This is a genomic window from Sulfurimicrobium lacus (genome assembly GCF_011764585.1).
Taxonomy (GTDB): Bacteria; Pseudomonadota; Gammaproteobacteria; order Burkholderiales; family Sulfuricellaceae; genus Sulfurimicrobium; species Sulfurimicrobium lacus.
On sequence record NZ_AP022853.1, the window covers coordinates 2,740,003 to 2,754,825 of the forward strand.

At 59.6% G+C, this 14,823-nt stretch carries 15 protein-coding genes and 1 tRNA gene; 4 read left to right on the forward strand and 12 right to left on the reverse strand.

Annotated features, from left to right (window positions below):
* Positions 1-164: 164 nt before the first annotated feature.
* The 5 genes from SKTS_RS13340 to SKTS_RS13360 form a co-directional block, all read right to left on the reverse strand.
* Complete coding sequence (locus SKTS_RS13340; protein WP_173065896.1) at positions 165-551, reverse strand: hypothetical protein; 387 nt, start codon at positions 549-551, stop codon at positions 165-167.
* Positions 545-2,440, reverse strand: coding sequence for an Ig-like domain-containing protein (locus SKTS_RS13345; RefSeq protein ID WP_173065898.1), 1,896 nt, complete (start codon positions 2,438-2,440; stop codon positions 545-547). The genes SKTS_RS13340 and SKTS_RS13345 overlap by 7 nt, the downstream gene beginning before the upstream one ends.
* Before the next feature lie 46 nt (positions 2,441-2,486).
* Complete coding sequence (locus SKTS_RS13350) at positions 2,487-2,972, reverse strand: hypothetical protein (protein WP_173065901.1); 486 nt, start codon at positions 2,970-2,972, stop codon at positions 2,487-2,489.
* Positions 2,973-3,305: 333 nt separating this feature from the next.
* Positions 3,306-3,396: transfer RNA gene (locus SKTS_RS13355), tRNA-Ser, on the reverse strand.
* Between the two features lie 45 nt (positions 3,397-3,441).
* Positions 3,442-4,902, reverse strand: a complete 1,461-nt coding sequence (locus SKTS_RS13360; RefSeq protein ID WP_173065903.1) for an EAL and HDOD domain-containing protein — start codon at positions 4,900-4,902, stop codon at positions 3,442-3,444.
* Between the two features lie 285 nt (positions 4,903-5,187).
* On the opposite strand from SKTS_RS13360, the gene SKTS_RS13365 reads away from it, so the two are divergent.
* Positions 5,188-5,544: a hypothetical protein gene (locus tag SKTS_RS13365; protein ID WP_173065906.1), complete on the forward strand. Its 357-nt coding sequence runs from the start codon at positions 5,188-5,190 to the stop codon at positions 5,542-5,544.
* 35 nt (positions 5,545-5,579) lie between these two features.
* On the opposite strand, the gene pgl is transcribed toward SKTS_RS13365, so the two are convergent.
* The 7 genes from pgl to SKTS_RS13400 all read right to left on the reverse strand — a co-directional run bounded on the left by pgl (position 5,580) and on the right by SKTS_RS13400 (position 9,612).
* Positions 5,580-6,287 (reverse strand): 6-phosphogluconolactonase, encoded by a 708-nt coding sequence (gene pgl, locus SKTS_RS13370; RefSeq protein ID WP_173065909.1) that lies wholly within the window; start codon positions 6,285-6,287, stop codon positions 5,580-5,582.
* Positions 6,288-6,297: 10 nt separating this feature from the next.
* Entirely contained in the window at positions 6,298-6,588 is a 291-nt protein-coding gene (locus SKTS_RS13375; RefSeq protein ID WP_173065912.1) for a YqjK-like family protein, read from the reverse strand.
* Complete coding sequence (locus SKTS_RS13380; RefSeq protein WP_173065915.1) at positions 6,585-6,980, reverse strand: phage holin family protein; 396 nt, start codon at positions 6,978-6,980, stop codon at positions 6,585-6,587. The genes SKTS_RS13375 and SKTS_RS13380 overlap by 4 nt, the downstream gene beginning before the upstream one ends.
* 8 nt (positions 6,981-6,988) lie before the next feature.
* Complete coding sequence (locus SKTS_RS13385; protein ID WP_198420363.1) at positions 6,989-7,321, reverse strand: ElaB/YgaM/YqjD family protein; 333 nt, start codon at positions 7,319-7,321, stop codon at positions 6,989-6,991.
* A gap of 96 nt (positions 7,322-7,417) precedes the next feature.
* A complete protein-coding gene (rluB, locus tag SKTS_RS13390; RefSeq protein ID WP_244617340.1) occupies positions 7,418-8,293 on the reverse strand; it encodes a 23S rRNA pseudouridine(2605) synthase RluB in 876 nt (291 codons plus the stop codon).
* Entirely contained in the window at positions 8,286-8,852 is a 567-nt protein-coding gene (scpB, locus tag SKTS_RS13395) for an SMC-Scp complex subunit ScpB (RefSeq protein ID WP_425315635.1), read from the reverse strand. The genes rluB and scpB overlap by 8 nt, the downstream gene beginning before the upstream one ends.
* A 13-nt stretch (positions 8,853-8,865) precedes the next feature.
* On the reverse strand, positions 8,866-9,612 hold the full coding sequence (locus SKTS_RS13400; protein ID WP_173069251.1) for a segregation and condensation protein A: 747 nt from the start codon (positions 9,610-9,612) through the stop codon (positions 8,866-8,868).
* 166 nt (positions 9,613-9,778) lie between these two features.
* On the opposite strand from SKTS_RS13400, the gene prfB reads away from it, so the two are divergent.
* The 3 genes from prfB (at position 9,779) to SKTS_RS13415 (ending at position 14,781) form a co-directional block, all read left to right on the forward strand.
* Positions 9,779-10,883, forward strand: a protein-coding gene (prfB, locus tag SKTS_RS13405) for a peptide chain release factor 2 (RefSeq protein ID WP_173065924.1) whose coding sequence is annotated in 2 segments (ribosomal slippage) — positions 9,779-9,859 and positions 9,861-10,883 — 1,104 coding nt in all. Because the reading frame shifts where the segments join, the coding sequence is not laid out codon by codon here.
* A 3-nt stretch (positions 10,884-10,886) separates the two neighbouring features.
* On the forward strand, positions 10,887-12,392 hold the full coding sequence (lysS, locus tag SKTS_RS13410) for a lysine--tRNA ligase (RefSeq protein WP_173065926.1): 1,506 nt from the start codon (positions 10,887-10,889) through the stop codon (positions 12,390-12,392).
* 10 nt (positions 12,393-12,402) lie between these two features.
* Positions 12,403-14,781: a heavy metal translocating P-type ATPase gene (locus SKTS_RS13415; protein ID WP_173065929.1), complete on the forward strand. Its 2,379-nt coding sequence runs from the start codon at positions 12,403-12,405 to the stop codon at positions 14,779-14,781.
* Positions 14,782-14,823: the final 42 nt, after the last annotated feature.

The following is a 14,823-nucleotide window of genomic DNA, read 5'->3' on the forward strand; positions in this document are numbered from 1 at the left end:
CGCTTCGCTTGTTGGCGCCCTACCGGGTGCGTTTTACGCGCGTTATGCAAATTTAAGCGACCCTGCCCCCTTTGATTGCAGCATTCCCATATGGCCCCATTCCAGGATTGTCCAATCCACTTGGGTCCACCTTACTCATCGAGTTCCCGCCGACATAGGCATAGTTATTTGCGAGGCACATTTCCGTTTGCTTTGCCTCGGCCTCTTAAGAAACGCCGAAAGACAACACTACTTGAAATCAAAAAGACAAACAGTACGAGATATCGGACTACTTTGACGAACCACGTCTCCTGCATCGCAGCTAAAACAAGTGGTACAGGGACGAGTGCGGCAACAATCCAGTCAAACAGCCAAAGCCTACGCAATCCAGCAGTAAGCTGCAGATTGGGTGACGCCAAAAAAGCGACGAATACAGCTATCCCCGCGATTATTGAGAAAAAAATGGAGGAACTAGCATTGGTTAAACGAATGCACAGGAATATGGCAACACCCGCTGCGGCGCTTGCGATCGTTGCAATCAGGAAACGCCAAAAAATGCTAAGAGCTACCATTTAAATCCCCAGGAGTTACTTACAGATTGACCCTCACCATAAAAGACGCCGTATCCTTCACCAAAAGTCCCCTTGGACGCTGAAATCCCTCCATCTCCTACATTCACTGATGCGCCGACGCCCGGTCCCCAGCCGGCTGCAATACCCATGTAGTCTGATTTTTGAGGAGACGATAGACCTTTGCACATTGTATCCCCGATACCACCACCAGCTTGCCCCCCCCAACCAGCATATGCGCCATATACATTTTTGTTTATTACCGTGCCCTGAAAACCGAGCGCGACACCAGTCTCGGCAATAGTTATTGAAACATTGACGTCGATACCACCACCGCGCCCCCACCCTGCAGCAGCTGTAACGCCAAGGCCAAATGAAACGCTTGATTCAAGTCCATACAGATCAACACGAGAAATCGGATTCCCGCTCACATAGCTATAGGTATTAATGCCACCTTTGAGCCCAATCGGGTCACTGGTGGTGTATCCACCGCGAGCCGGATCATAATCCCTGAACCAGTTGTAATGAAGGTTGGTTTCCTTGTCGAAGTACTGCCCCGGGAAGCGCAAGTTCAAGGTGAACGGCACCCCATCCCCATCCGGGTCCTGCTCCGGCGCAGCCGTGCCGAACGGCTCCGCCAGCGGGTCGTTGCGCCACACGATGCGGTTCTGTTCGTCGGTCACCACCCTTGGGGTGTCGAGGTGGTCGCTGTGCAAGTAGTAGACCTGCAATCCCGCCGGGCTGACGGTGATGCTTACTGCTGACGCGTAGCTCTCCCCTCCCCCGTTGTCGATGGCCTTGGCGGTGAGGCTGTATTGGCCTGCCGCGACGTTCTGCCAGGTGGCGCTGTAGGGGGCGGCGGTGGCGGTGCCGATCAGGGTGGTGCCCTGGTAGTACTCGACCCGGGCGATCTGTCCGTCCGTGTCCTGGGCGCTGGCGGCAAGGTCGATGGTCGCCGGGGCGGTGAAGGTCTGGCCTGCGGTCGGCCCGGTGAGGGTGATGCTCGGCAGCTGGTTGGGCAGGACGATGATGGTCACGGCGGTTGAGGTGGTGGTTGCGCCTTTGTCGTCAGTGGCCTTGGCGGTCAGGCTGTATTGCCCTGCCGGGGCGTTTTGCCAGGTGGCGATGTAGGGCGCGGATGTTGCCGTGCCGATCAGGGTGGTGCCCTGGTAGTACTCGACTTTTGATATGGTGCCGTCGCTGTCGCCGGCGGTGGCTGTCAGGGTGACGCTGGCCGGGGCGATGTAGACTGCTTTGTTGGCCGGTGCGGTGAGGCTGACGCTCGGCGGTGCGTCGACGATAATCTGCACCGGCGCCGAGGTGGTGGTCGCGCCACTTTTGTCGGTGGCTCGGGCGGTGAGCGTGTAGCTGCCGGCCGGGGCGTTCGTCCAGTTGATGCCGTAGGGGGCGGCGGTGTCCGTGCCGATCAGGGTGGTGCCACGGTAGAACTCGACCTTGGTGATGCTGTCGTCGCTGTCGGCGGCGGTGGCCGTGAGCGTGACGCTGGCCGGGGCAACGTAGATTGTGTTGTTGGCCGGGGCGGTGAGGCTGACCGTCGGGGGCGCGTCGATGCTGATCTTCGCCGGGTTTGAGCTGCTCGTGATGCCCTTGTCGTCGGTGGCCTTGGCGCTGAGTGCGTAGTACCCTGCCGGAGCATTCGTCCAGGTGATACTGTACGGAGCAGCGGTCGCCGTGCCGATCAGGGTGGTGCCTTGGTAGAATTCGACCTTGGTGATGGTGCCGTCGCTATCGGCGGCGGTGGCCGTCAGGGTGACGCTGGCCGGGGCGAGGTAGAGCTGGCCGGCCGTGGGGCTGGTGAGACCGATGGCTTGGGCCTGCCCGGTAGCCAGCGCGGCCGCTATCCCCCACAAGATCATCCAGCGCTTGAACATCCCTTTGTTCCCTTCCTTTATTTTCTTGCTTGTTCTTGTCTTTTTGCTACTTTGCTTTTGGGCTGCCTTTCTTTGGGCTGCGCTTTTCTTCTTGGCGTATATATTGCAATGGGATATCACAATAGCATGACCGAACAAATCGGTGAGATGACTTTCTCGAACATGGGGCGGGTATGCCAGGAATAGGCTGCACATCAGGGGTTGGCACTTCAAGCCCTTCGGCTCGCTGCAACTGTTTTCCCGCAGTGCGGGCAACAGTCCGGGCAAACGCCAGGCGAAGCTTGGCGTACAGGGGATCAGATGATGAGACGTTTAGGCCCAGGTCGCGTAGAAAGTTACGCAGGCCGGATTCAACGATCTTGTGCTCGCCACGTCCGACGACAATGCGGATGGTTTCTTCGAAGTCACGAAGCCGTTCAATCCGCTCCTCGATTTCCTCTCCTATCTCTCCGTATTCAAAGCCGGCTCCCCGATCTTTGTCGTCGCGAAACAGATTGTGGGATTCCCATTTGGAGCAGATCGCGGCGATCAACTCTGGCGTTAACGCGCGGAGCGTGTCATCCCGTTTAGGAGCGCCTGCGCGGTAATTGGCGAATTCGGCTTCGAGTTCCGCAGTCCGTATGGCAGCCAGTACTTTCGCCTTGGAGCGGTCTGTGGTTTTAAGGCTGTAATAGAACTCTTCGCGATCCTAATGAATCAGGAGGTCACGGGGGACGCGCATCCGGAATTGATAAACTTTGCCGCGCAAGGAAAGGTGATACATGTCAGATTCCTGGTCTGTGTTGCGGTTTTGTGTAGCACCAGGACTGACCGAAGTCTTTGATTTAGCTATTTTTCTTGCCACATCAATAGCTTGTAATGTTAGTGGCGGAGAGGGCGGGATTCGAACCCGCGTTAGGATATTATCCTAAACACGCTTTCCAGGCGTGCGACTTAAACCACTCATCCACCTCTCCGTGGGAAGCGCGCCATTATATTGAGGTCGGCGCCATCCGTCCAGTTCATTTCTCCACATCTTCCGCCCATACCAAGGCATCGACATGGGCGGCGTTGACCTGGGCCGCCGTCAGCCCGCACGCACTCGCCAGCAAACCGATCTGTTCCTGGTCGAATTCCTCGCAGGCCATGGCCAGATCAAGATAGGGCGCATAGATTCCCTCATGCTCCAGCAGTGCCTGGGACACTGGAGATGGCAAATGGAAGTTGGTCAATGCCGTTTCCATCGGCACGTTCAACAAGACATCGAGCAGCGAGAGGATGCCCACCAGGAACAATCCATCCCGGTCCTCTTCGGAAATATTCTCCTTGCCCAGCAGTTCCACCAGGCGCGCGCGCACCAATGCATTCTTCAGCAGTACCTGGCTGCGCCCATCGCTCTTTTCGCCGCTGAACAGCAGCAACGTCAGCCAGCGGTACATCTGATCGTAGCCCAACAGTGTCAGGGCGTGCGCGATGGAGCGAATTTCCTGCTGCAAGCCGCTAGCCGGGGAGTTAATGTAGCGCAATATCTTGTAGGTAATGGCCGCATCGCGCTTGACGCTGGCTTCGAGTTCCTTGATTTCGGCGTGATTACGCACTAGGTTGAGCAGTTCGATCACCTTGATGCGATGATTGTCCAGACGGTGCGGCGCGGAAGGCTGCGGCTTGGCGAAATAGTAGCCTTCGAAATAATTGAAAGCCAGCTTGCGACTGGCCTCGAAATGCTCCTCCGAGTCCACGCCCAGCGCGATAAGGGGGCGCACCGCCATTTTCAGGATCGCCACCACCACCTTGCCGAGCTCCAGCGCATCGATCTGGGAAATATTGAAGCGCACGTAATCAGCCATTTGCAGCCAAGGCAACAACCCCGTCTGATCACGGGGGTTGTCGAGTGCGAATTTGAATCCGTGCTCCTTCAACTGGCGACAACGGGCAATGATCTGCTCGGCGAACTCATCCTGCGGCTGCAACGCAAGTACGATATTGTGGCTTGGCAAGCGCTCCAGCAGCGGGTGATCCAGGATCAGCGGCGTGACGCTGACAAACGCCCGCTTGCCCTGCAACAAACGCTCGACGCCCAGATCCAGGATGCTTTTCAGCAGCATCTGGTCATTCATCAGCATGACCGTTTGGTCCGGTTTTATATCGGCGAGCGAATGCCGGTTACGCAGAGCCAGCTCATAACCAATCAGCTGTTCGGCCCGGTCCAGCACCGGCTCACGCCGCAAGAAGCGCAATCGCAGCGCCACCGCATCGCTGCGATTGCCGTTGGTTTCGATATCCAGCAGACTGCTCACCGCTTCACTGGGCGCATCGTCTCCGGTATCCACTACTTTGGCATCGTAGGGAGACGGTTGAGGCTTGTCGTCTGGCGATAACTGAGGCAAAGGAGGCAATTCATGCGGCGCGCTCTCGACCGTCTCGGCAGTGTGAGAAGGTTGCGGCTGGGTTGGCCTTAGTAAGGACTTGATTTTCTCAAACATGGGTAACGCTCCCTGGCAAACGACGCCTGATTGGCTTCATTGTGCCGGACATGCCTGTGATGTCAAGCCGGATGCCACGGTGGCGAAAACACCCCTGGCTCCGCGCACCTTCCAGACGATTGCCCCCATTCCGGGGAATGCAAATCTCGACACGGTTTGACGAAATGGCCACAAACCGATATTTTGTCGCAAGAGCTGGGGTAACCAAGACATACAAACAAAACATCAATAATCCCAGCCAAATCCACAGAAACGACATTCACTTACCAGAGGAGTTGAGAATCCATGCATAAGATCATGATCGCGTTAGCCGGAGCAGGTTTGTTGGCATTGGCTGGCTGCGCAAGCACCATGCCCGAAAAAGCAGAGGCGCCGCAAGCTGCCGCCAAGCCCCAGGAAGCGCCTAAAGCGCAACTGACGGAAGAAGCGAAGCTGGCGCTGGCCCAGGCAGAAGCTGACGTCAAAGCTGCGCAAGCCAAAAAAGCGCTCTGGACAACCGCTCAGGACGCCTTGAAACAAGCCAAGGCTGCTGCAGAGAAAAACGATAGCGCTGCGGTCATCAAGCATGCCAAAGAAGCCAGCGAATTCGCGCGGCTCGGCATTGAGCAAACCCAGTATCCGGTAACGACCATCAGCAAGTAATAACTGCAGATTCGGGAGGGGGCCTCGCCCCCTCCTCAATTTGTATTTTCTCCCAGCGCCGCAGCATCGATCCAAACGTCAACCCCGTCGGCAGGTTCTATCGCAACGGCTGGAATCTCCTCCCCGCTCCGCCATTTCCTGACTGCCGCCTCCTTGTCCTTCCCCTGCACCAGAAACCATACGCTTCTTGCCTCACTCAAGCGCCATGCGCTCAGGGAAACCCGGTCTGCTGGAGGTTTGGGGGATTGATGCACGGCAAGGACCGCAGGCTGACAAGAATCAGACCCGTAATTCTGGCCGGGGAACAGGCTGGCGGTATGTCCATCCAGACCCAGTCCCAGCAGCACCAGGTCGAACTTTTCGACCGACTCAATTGACAAGGCATAGCGCCTAGCCGCCTCTTCGGCACCAAGTTCAGCGGGAATAACGTGAATTTGCGTGGCGGGAATTGCTACATGTGCAAGCCATGCCTGCGATGCCATCGTGCTGTTGCGCTCGGCATGACCTGCGGGCAGGCAACGTTCGTCACCGAAATAGATATGCCAGGATTGCCATGCGGTCTTGATGTCATGCAGGCGTTCATAAACGGCACACGGCGTATTGCCCCCGGCCAGAACAACTCGAAACGCACCGCGCGCGGTTATCGCTTCCGCGGCAAGCCGCTCGATCCCTTGCGCGGCTCGCTGGTGAAGCAGTGCCGCCTCGGGGTAAACATGCCACACACAAACCTGAGCGGAAGGCATGGGCTTTTGTTTAGATGCTGCCCAGTCGCTGACGCAACCTCTGCACCAATTTCCAAAGCGACCAGCCACGTCCCAACCAGGCAAGGGCGCGACGCGGGCGCAAAGCAACGAACAAGCCCACCGCCCCGGCCACCAGTCCCGGGTGTCGTTGCAGGAAGCGCACCGCAGCGACGCCCTTGTCAGCGACAGCGAAAACGCCTTTCAAGGGAACGACGTGACGAGCCAATTCACCGCGCTGCGCGGCAATCTTGGCAACCAGCCGCTCGCGACGTTCGGCCAATTCGATCAGGCGGCTATTCATAGGCGGGACGACAAATGGTCCTGGTCTTTGGACAACTCGGCCAGACTGGCAGCAAACAGTTTGGGCTGGGTACGGGCAAACTTCGCTGCGGCAACCAGCGCGGCGATGCCCAATCCCAGAAAAAGCACGGTGAACATGCCCAACGCCAGCAGGCGATGACTATCCCACAACACAACCGTTAGAAACAAGGCCGCAAAAATAATGCCGAGACCGATAAAAAAAAGCGCAGCCAACCCAAGAACCAGCTGGGTCAGCAAACGCTCTTTTTCTTCCGCCAGCTCGGTGGATAGCAACTCCAGCCGGGTGCGAACCATCGCAACGCCCGTTGCGCCAAAACCCTTTATCGATTCGAAAAGACCGGCATGGCTAGCGTTATTGGGTGGTTGAGCCATGGCTGGAATTAACGGCGGCCTACCAGCAACCCGACGATGAATCCCGCCCCGGCAGCAATGCCGACAGCTCTCCAGGGATTGGCGCGAACATAGTCATCCGTTGCTCTAGCTGCGGCCTTGGTGCGCTCCAGCATGGCTTCTTCGGCGCGAGCCAGGCGGATCTTGGCGTTACGCAGGTTTTCTTCAGCCTTGACACGGATCTCGGCAATCTTCTCGCCAGCCTGATTCGCCGTTGCACGCAGCAGTTCTTCAGCATCGGCAATCACGACTTTCAGGTCGGAAACCAGTTTTTCCCGGGTTACCATATCCGTTGCCACTGCATCATCAATTTCGGTGTACATGATTGCCTCCACTTGAATGTTGTTTGAGATTAAAACCCAGCTCTAGGTTACTGCTTCGGACCAATTCAATCAACTGTCATGCCCGTTAATTCCCGGCTAATGTCCGGCTGTTTTCTTGGTCGACGCCCTTAACGGCGATTTCTTCACGGCGCGGGGACGTCGTGGCGGCTCCGAGCGTTTGTGCTCCGCCTTGTCCTTGATAACCGGCTTGTTGCGCGGCACCTCGCGCGCTTCCGGCAACACGACGCCGGCCCAGTTCAACACCGCAGCCACCTGTTCCGGCTCGAGCTCCAACCAGCGCCCGCGCTTCACCCTGGGCGGCAGGCTCAGCATACCGAAGCGCACCCGCATCAGGCGGCTCACCGTCAGCCCCATGTGTTCGAACAGGCGCCGCACTTCGCGGTTGCGCCCCTCTTTCAAAACGCCGCGATACCAGTGGTTGCTGCCCTCCCCGCCCTGGTCCACCAGGCTCTCGAATTTGGCAGTGCCGTCTTCCATTTCGATGCCGGTCCTGAGCTGCTGCAACTGGTCGGGCGTCAGCTCGCCGCGCACGCGGATCGCATATTCGCGCTCGACCTCGAAGCGCGGGTGCATCAGGTGGTTCGCCAGGTCGCCGGAAGTGGTGAAAATCAACAGGCCGCCGGTATTGAAATCCAGGCGCCCGACGGCGATCCATTTCGCGCCGCGTACCGGCGGCAGGACATCGAACACGCTTTCGCGCTTTTCCGGGTCGTCACGACTGACAATCTCGCCTTCCGGCTTGTGATAGAGGAGGACACGCGGCAACTTCGAGGCACGCTGGAATCTGACGATGCGGCCGTTCACCTTGACCACGTCTTCCTCTTCCACCTGGGCGCCGATTTCGGCTACCTGCCCGTTCACCGTCACCTTCCCGGTGCGGATCAGTTCTTCCATCTCGCGGCGCGAGCCTACGCCGGCCTGGGCCAGCATTTTATGCAATCTTTCAGACATGTTCTTCAATTCCGACTGTGCCGTCAGGAAGGCTGTCCAGCGCGGCCAGTTCTTCCAGTGGTGGCAATTCATTCAAGGTGCGCAAATTCAGGTCATCGAGGAATTTGCGCGTTGTGGCCAGCAAGGCCGGCCGCCCCGGCACCTCGCGATGGCCGACGGCATCGATCCAGCCGCGTTCTTCAAGCGTTCTGATGACCTGCGTGGAAACCGCCACGCCGCGGATTTCCTCGATATCGCCGCGTGTCACCGGCTGACGGTAGGCGATGATCGCCAGGGTCTCCAGCACGGCACGCGAATAACGCGGCGGTTTCTCGGGATTCAGCCGGTCCAGGTATTTCTGGTACTCAGGCCTGCTCTGGAAACGCCAGCCGCCCGCCACGCTGGTCAACTCGACGCCGCATCCGGACCAATCACTGCGCAATTCATCCAGCAGCTTGCGCAAGGCTTCCGCGCCAGGCGCCTCATCGAACAGCTTGCCCAGCTGATGCAGGGTAAGCGGCTCCTGGCTCACCAGCAAGGCCGTCTCGAGGATGGTTTTGATTTCGCCAGGAGGGGTCACGAGAGTAATCGCTTCAGCTTTCTGCGCCTGATTCGGCGAGCTTAACATAGATCGGGGCGAACACTTCCGCCTGGCTGATTTCCACCAGCGACTCGCGTGCCAGTTCGAGCATGGCGAGAAAAGTCACGACCACTTCCGCCACGCCGTTTTCCACCGCGAACAGGGTGGCGAACTCGACGAATTGCCGCCCCTGCAGTCGGCGCAGAATCAGGGTCATATGCTCGCGCACCGAGAGTTCCTCGCGGCTCACGTGGTGGTGGCGATGCGCGCGCACGCGGGCGACCACCGCCGCCCAGGCGGCACGCAGGTCATCCTGATTCACCTCGGGCAGGCGTTTCTCGCTGGCCTGCTCCAGCCACACCTCCACCAGGGCGAAATCCCGCCCTGCCTGCGGCAAGGCGTCGAGCTGCCGCCCCGCCAGCTTCATGCGCTCGTATTCCAGCAGGCGCCGCACCAGATCGGCACGCGGGTCGTGCTCCTCATCCTCGGCGTGCACCGGGCGCGGCAACAACATGCGCGACTTGATCTCGATCAGCATGGCCGCCATGAGCAGGTACTCCGCCGCCAGTTCGAGTTGCCGGGCGCGCATCGCCTCCACGTAGGTCATGTACTGGCGCGTCACTTCCGCCATGGGAATGTTCAGCACATCGAGGTTCTGGCGCCGGATCAGGTACAGCAGCAGGTCGAGCGGGCCTTCGAAGGTTTCGAGGAACACTTCCAGCGCATCGGGCGGGATATACAGATCCAGCGGCAACTCCATGAGCTGCTCGCCGTAAACCCTGGCAACTGGCTGGTTTTCAATTACGACCGTATTCACTCGTCTCTCCTCTCGCACCCATTATGCCGCGTTTCAAGACCGGTCGCCGCAGCAAATGGCAAGCCGCTCTTCTGGTATAATTCCGCGCTTTTAGTTTGAAGATTTTCCCATGGAAGCCGAACAACTCAACGCCATCGAAAACCGCGTCGCCGACCTGATGAAGCGCAGCGCAGATCTTCGGGGGTATCTTTGACTACGACGTCAAGCAGGAACGCCTGACCGAAGTCGCGCAACTGCTGGAAGACCCGGCAGTGTGGACCGACGCCAAGCGCGCGCAGGAACTGGGCAAGGAACGACGCGAACTCGAAAACGTCATCGACACGCTCACCAAGCTCGACCAGTCGCTGCGCGATGCCCGCGAACTCTTCGACATGGCCAAGGAAGAAGGGGATGACGAGTCCCTGCTCAGCATCGACCAGGATGCCGCCGGGCTGGAAAAGATCGTCGCGGAGATGGAGTTCCGCCGCATGTTCTCCCACCCCATGGATCCCAACAACTGCTTCCTCGACATCCAGGCCGGCTCGGGCGGCACCGAAGCCCAGGACTGGGCTTCAATGCTGCGGCGCATGTACGTGCGGTATGCCGAGCGTCACGGCTTCAAGGTGGAAGTATTGGAGGAATCCGAGGGCGAAGTCGCCGGCCTGAAGAGCACATCGCTCAAGATCAGCGGCGATTATGCCTTCGGCTACCTGCGCTCCGAATCCGGCGTGCATCGCCTGGTGCGCAAATCTCCCTTCGATTCCGGCAACCGCCGCCATACCTCGTTCTCCAGCGTGTTCGTCTATCCCGAGGTGGACGATTCGATCGAAATCGAGATCAACCCCGCCGACCTGCGCACCGACACCTTCCGCGCTTCCGGCGCCGGCGGTCAGCACATCAACAAGACCGATTCGGCGATCCGCATCACCCACCTGCCCACCAATATCGTGGTGCAGTGCCAGAACGACCGTTCGCAGCACCGCAACCGGGCAGAGGCCATGCTGATGCTGAAAGCACGCCTGTACGAACTGGAAATGCGCAAACGCACCGAGGAAAAACAGGCCATGGAGGACTCCAAGACCGACATCGGCTGGGGCCACCAGATCCGCTCCTACGTGCTGGATCAGTCGCGCATCAAGGATCTCCGTACCAACTACGAAGTCGGCAACACCCAGGCAGTGCTCGACGGCGACCTGGACGGCTTCATCGAAGCAAGCTTAAAACAAGGGGTTTAACGCATGAGCGAACAGGAACAAATTCAGCCGGACGAAAACCAGATCGTCACCGAACGCCGCGAAAAGCTGAAAAAGCTGCGCGAACAGGGTATCGCCTTCCCCAACGATTTCGACCGCACCCACATGGCAGGCGACCTGCAGCTTCTCCACGGCGACGAGGACAAGGATGCACTCGAAGGCCAGAACATCGAAGTCGCCGTCGCCGGCCGCATGATGCTCAAGCGCGTCATGGGCAAGGCCAGTTTCGCCACGGTGCAGGACATGAGCGGCCGCATCCAGTTCTTCATCAACCAGGAAGGCGTCGGGGCGGAAACCTACGAGGCATTCAAGCACTGGGACATGGGCGACATCATCTCCGCCAAGGGCATGCTGTTCAAGACCAACAAGGGCGAGCTTTCAGTGCGCGCGACAGAGCTGCGCCTGCTGACCAAGTCGCTGCGCCCCCTGCCGGAAAAATTCCACGGTCTGACCGACCAGGAGCAGAAATACCGCCAGCGCTACCTGGACCTGATGACCAACGAGGAAACGCGCAAGACCTTCATGGTGCGTTCCAAGGTCATCCAGGCCATCCGCACCTTCCTGGTCAATCGCGGCTACCTGGAAGTGGAAACGCCGATGATGCACCCCATCCCCGGCGGCGCCTCGGCGCGTCCTTTCATCACCCACCATAACGCGCTGGACATGGATATTTTCCTGCGCATCGCGCCGGAACTCTACCTCAAGCGCCTGGTGGTGGGCGGTTTCGAGAAAGTGTTCGAAATCAACCGCAATTTCCGCAACGAGGGGCTCTCCACCCGCCACAATCCCGAATTCACCATGATCGAGTTCTACGAGGCGTACCGGGACTACAAGTACCTCATGGACCTGACCGAGGAAATGTTCCGCGACGTCACGACCTTCGTGCTGGGGCACGCCGTGGTGCAGTACCAGGGACACACCATCAACCTCGCCGAGCCATTCGACCGCCTCACCATCACCCAGTCGATCCAGAAATACCATCCCGGCCAGTACACGGACGAACAGCTGCACGACCGTCCCTTCCTGCTCGAAACGCTCAAGCGCATGAATGCGGCGCACCACCCCACCGATGGCGTCGGCGGCCTGCAGCTCTCGCTGTTCGAGGAAACCACAGAGTCCCTGCTGATCCAGCCTACCTTCATCATCGACTACCCGGCGGAAACCTCTCCGCTGGCGCGGCGCAACGACAAGAATCCCGGCATCACCGAGCGCTTCGAGCTGTTCGTGGTGGGACGCGAACTGGCCAACGGCTTCTCCGAGCTCAACGACGCTGAAGACCAAGCGGAACGTTTCATGGAACAGGTGCGTCAAAAAGAAGCGGGCGACGCGGAGGCCATGCATTACGACGCCGACTATATCCGTTCTCTGGAATACGGCCTGCCGCCCACCGCCGGGGAAGGCATCGGCATCGACCGCCTGATCATGCTGCTCACCGACAGCCCGTCGATCCGCGACGTCATTCTGTTCCCGCAAATGCGCCGGGAGGATTGAGGAAGGAACCATGTCAGCTTCGAACAGCCGCATCGAACTCCCCGTCGCGGGCATGACCTGCGCCGCCTGTTCGACGCGGCTGGAGAAGAATCTCAACAAGCTGCCCGGGGTCAAGGCGAACATCAATCTGGCGGCGGAAAAAGCCCAGATCGAATACGACCCCGACCAGGCCACGCCAGAGAGCCTGATCCAGGCCATCGCGAAAACCGGCTTTTCCGTTCCCCCGCAACAGCTCCAGCTCTCGCTCGAAGGCATGACCTGCGCCGCCTGCGCCACACGCATCGAGACTGTGCTGAACAGGATCGAGGGCGTGACCGCCACGGTCAATTTCGCGACCGAAACGGCACACATCTCCTACCTGCCCGGCACCACCAATCCCGAACTGCTGATCGCCGCGATCAGCAAGGCCGGGTACGGCGCGCATGTCAGCGGCGAGTCCAGCCGCGATGCCGAACGTGCCAGGCGCGCGGCAGTGTATCAAAAAGAGCTGCGCGTGTTCTGGCTGGCCGCCGCCCTGACCCTCCCGCTGGTGGGACAGATGGGGTTCATGTTCAGCGGCCACCACGCGGACGTGATTCCGCGCTGGCTGCAGTTCGCCCTCGCCACGCCGGTGCAGTTCTGGGCCGGCAAACGCTTTTATGTCGGCGCCTGGCATGCCTTGCGCGGCGGCGGCGCCAACATGGACGTGCTGGTGGCGCTCGGCACCAGCATGGCTTGGGCTTTCAGCGCCGTGGTCACGCTTTGGGCGCTACCGCAGCACGTCTATTTCGAGGCCGGCGCCGCGGTCATCACCCTGGTCCTGCTGGGCAAACTGCTGGAAGCGCGGGCCAAAGGCAAAACATCAGCGGCCATCGAGGAACTGGTCAAGCTCCAGCCGCGCACCGCCTGGGTGGAACGCGACGGCAAAACCCAGGAAGTGGATATCGGCAGCATCAAGGTCGACGAGATATTCATCGTGCGTGCGGGCGAGAACGTGCCGGTGGACGGCGAAGTGATCGAGGGAAATTCCAACGTGGTGGAAGCCATGCTGACCGGGGAAAGCCTGCCCGTCTCCAAGGCGAGCGGGGCAAAGGTGTATGCCGCCACTCAGAATCAGGACGGCATGCTGCGCTGCCGCGCCACCGGCGTCGGCTCGCACACCCTGCTGGCCGAGATCATCCGCCTGGTGGAGCAGGCGCAGGGCTCCAAGGCCCCCATCCAGCGCCTGGCCGATGTCATTTCCGGCATCTTCGTTCCCACCGTCGTCGCCGTCAGCCTCGCCACCTTTGTCTTATGGTGGTGGCTGGGCGGCAGTTTCACCACAGCGCTGATCAACGCCGTCGCGGTGCTGGTGATTGCCTGCCCATGCGCGCTGGGCCTGGCGACGCCCACCGCGATCATGGTCGGCACCGGCAACGGCGCCAGGGCCGGCATCCTGGTGAGGAATGCCGCCGCGCTTGAGCGCGCCGAAAAGATCCGCACCCTGCTGGTGGATAAAACCGGCACCCTCACCGAGGGCAAGCCTGCCGTCATTGACATCGTGCCGGTTGGCGTCGCGACGGAATCCGAACTGCTACGTCTTGCCGCCACACTGGAGAAAGGCTCGCAGCATCCGCTGGCACACGCCATTCTGACCAAAGCCGGGGAGCATGGCCTCGAGTTGCCGCCGCTAGGCAATTTCCAGTCCATTTCCGGCAAAGGCGTATCGGGCGTAATCGCGGAAAAAATCTGTCACCTCGGTTCCCCTGCCCTGATGCTCGAATTGGGCATGACGCCGGATGACGCGTTGCTGCAACACATGCAAGCACAAGGCAAAACCGTGGTCTGCGTTGCGCAAGGATCGAACCTGCTAGGTTATCTGGCCATCGCCGACCGGCTGCGCGCCAGTTCCCCTCGCGCAGTAGCACGCCTTCAGGCAATGGGCATCGAAGTCGTCATGCTCACCGGAGACAATCGCGCCACGGCGCAAGCCATCGCCGATCAGGCAGGCATCCGCAATTACTGCGCCGAAGTCTTGCCCCGAGACAAGGCCGAGGAAGTGGAAAAACTAAAAGCCCGTGGCACATTAGTCGGGATGGTCGGCGACGGCATCAACGACGCGCCGGCCCTGGCGGCAGCGGATATAAGCTTCGCCATCGGCGCGGGTTCCGACGTGGCGATAGAGGCGGCTGACATCACCCTGATGCGCAACGACCTGAACAGCGTGGCCGATGCCATCAGCTTGTCCCGTGCCACGCTTGGCAAAATACGGCAGAATCTGTTCTTCGCCTTCATTTACAATATCATGGGTATTCCCCTGGCAGCGCTAGGCATGCTGAACCCGGTGATAGCCGGCGCTGCGATGGCGATGAGTTCGGTTTCCGTGGTCAGCAATTCATTGCTGCTGAAGAGATGGAAAGCGCAAAAATGATCGAGGGCGTGTTAACACTAATTTCACGCCCTACAAGGAGAT

Bases quoted from the DNA above. Each gene is read 5' to 3' on its own strand.
- SKTS_RS13345 (WP_173065898.1), bottom strand. From the start codon at position 2,440: ATGTTCAAGCGCTGGATGATCTTGTGGGGGATAGCGGCCGCGCTGGCT.
- pgl (WP_173065909.1), bottom strand. From the start codon at position 6,287: ATGCCTTCCGCTCAGGTTTGTGTGTGGCATGTTTACCCCGAGGCGGCA.
- rluB (WP_244617340.1), bottom strand. From the start codon at position 8,293: ATGTCTGAAAGATTGCATAAAATGCTGGCCCAGGCCGGCGTAGGCTCG.
- SKTS_RS13415 (WP_173065929.1), top strand. From the start codon at position 12,403: ATGTCAGCTTCGAACAGCCGCATCGAACTCCCCGTCGCGGGCATGACC.
- lysS (WP_173065926.1), top strand. From the start codon at position 10,887: ATGAGCGAACAGGAACAAATTCAGCCGGACGAAAACCAGATCGTCACC.
- SKTS_RS13360 (WP_173065903.1), bottom strand. From the start codon at position 4,902: ATGTTTGAGAAAATCAAGTCCTTACTAAGGCCAACCCAGCCGCAACCT.
- SKTS_RS13380 (WP_173065915.1), bottom strand. From the start codon at position 6,980: ATGGCTCAACCACCCAATAACGCTAGCCATGCCGGTCTTTTCGAATCG.
- SKTS_RS13365 (WP_173065906.1), top strand. From the start codon at position 5,188: ATGCATAAGATCATGATCGCGTTAGCCGGAGCAGGTTTGTTGGCATTG.
- SKTS_RS13375 (WP_173065912.1), bottom strand. From the start codon at position 6,588: ATGAATAGCCGCCTGATCGAATTGGCCGAACGTCGCGAGCGGCTGGTT.
- SKTS_RS13340 (WP_173065896.1), bottom strand. From the start codon at position 551: ATGGTAGCTCTTAGCATTTTTTGGCGTTTCCTGATTGCAACGATCGCA.
- SKTS_RS13385 (WP_198420363.1), bottom strand. From the start codon at position 7,321: ATGTACACCGAAATTGATGATGCAGTGGCAACGGATATGGTAACCCGG.
- SKTS_RS13400 (WP_173069251.1), bottom strand. From the start codon at position 9,612: ATGGAGTTGCCGCTGGATCTGTATATCCCGCCCGATGCGCTGGAAGTG.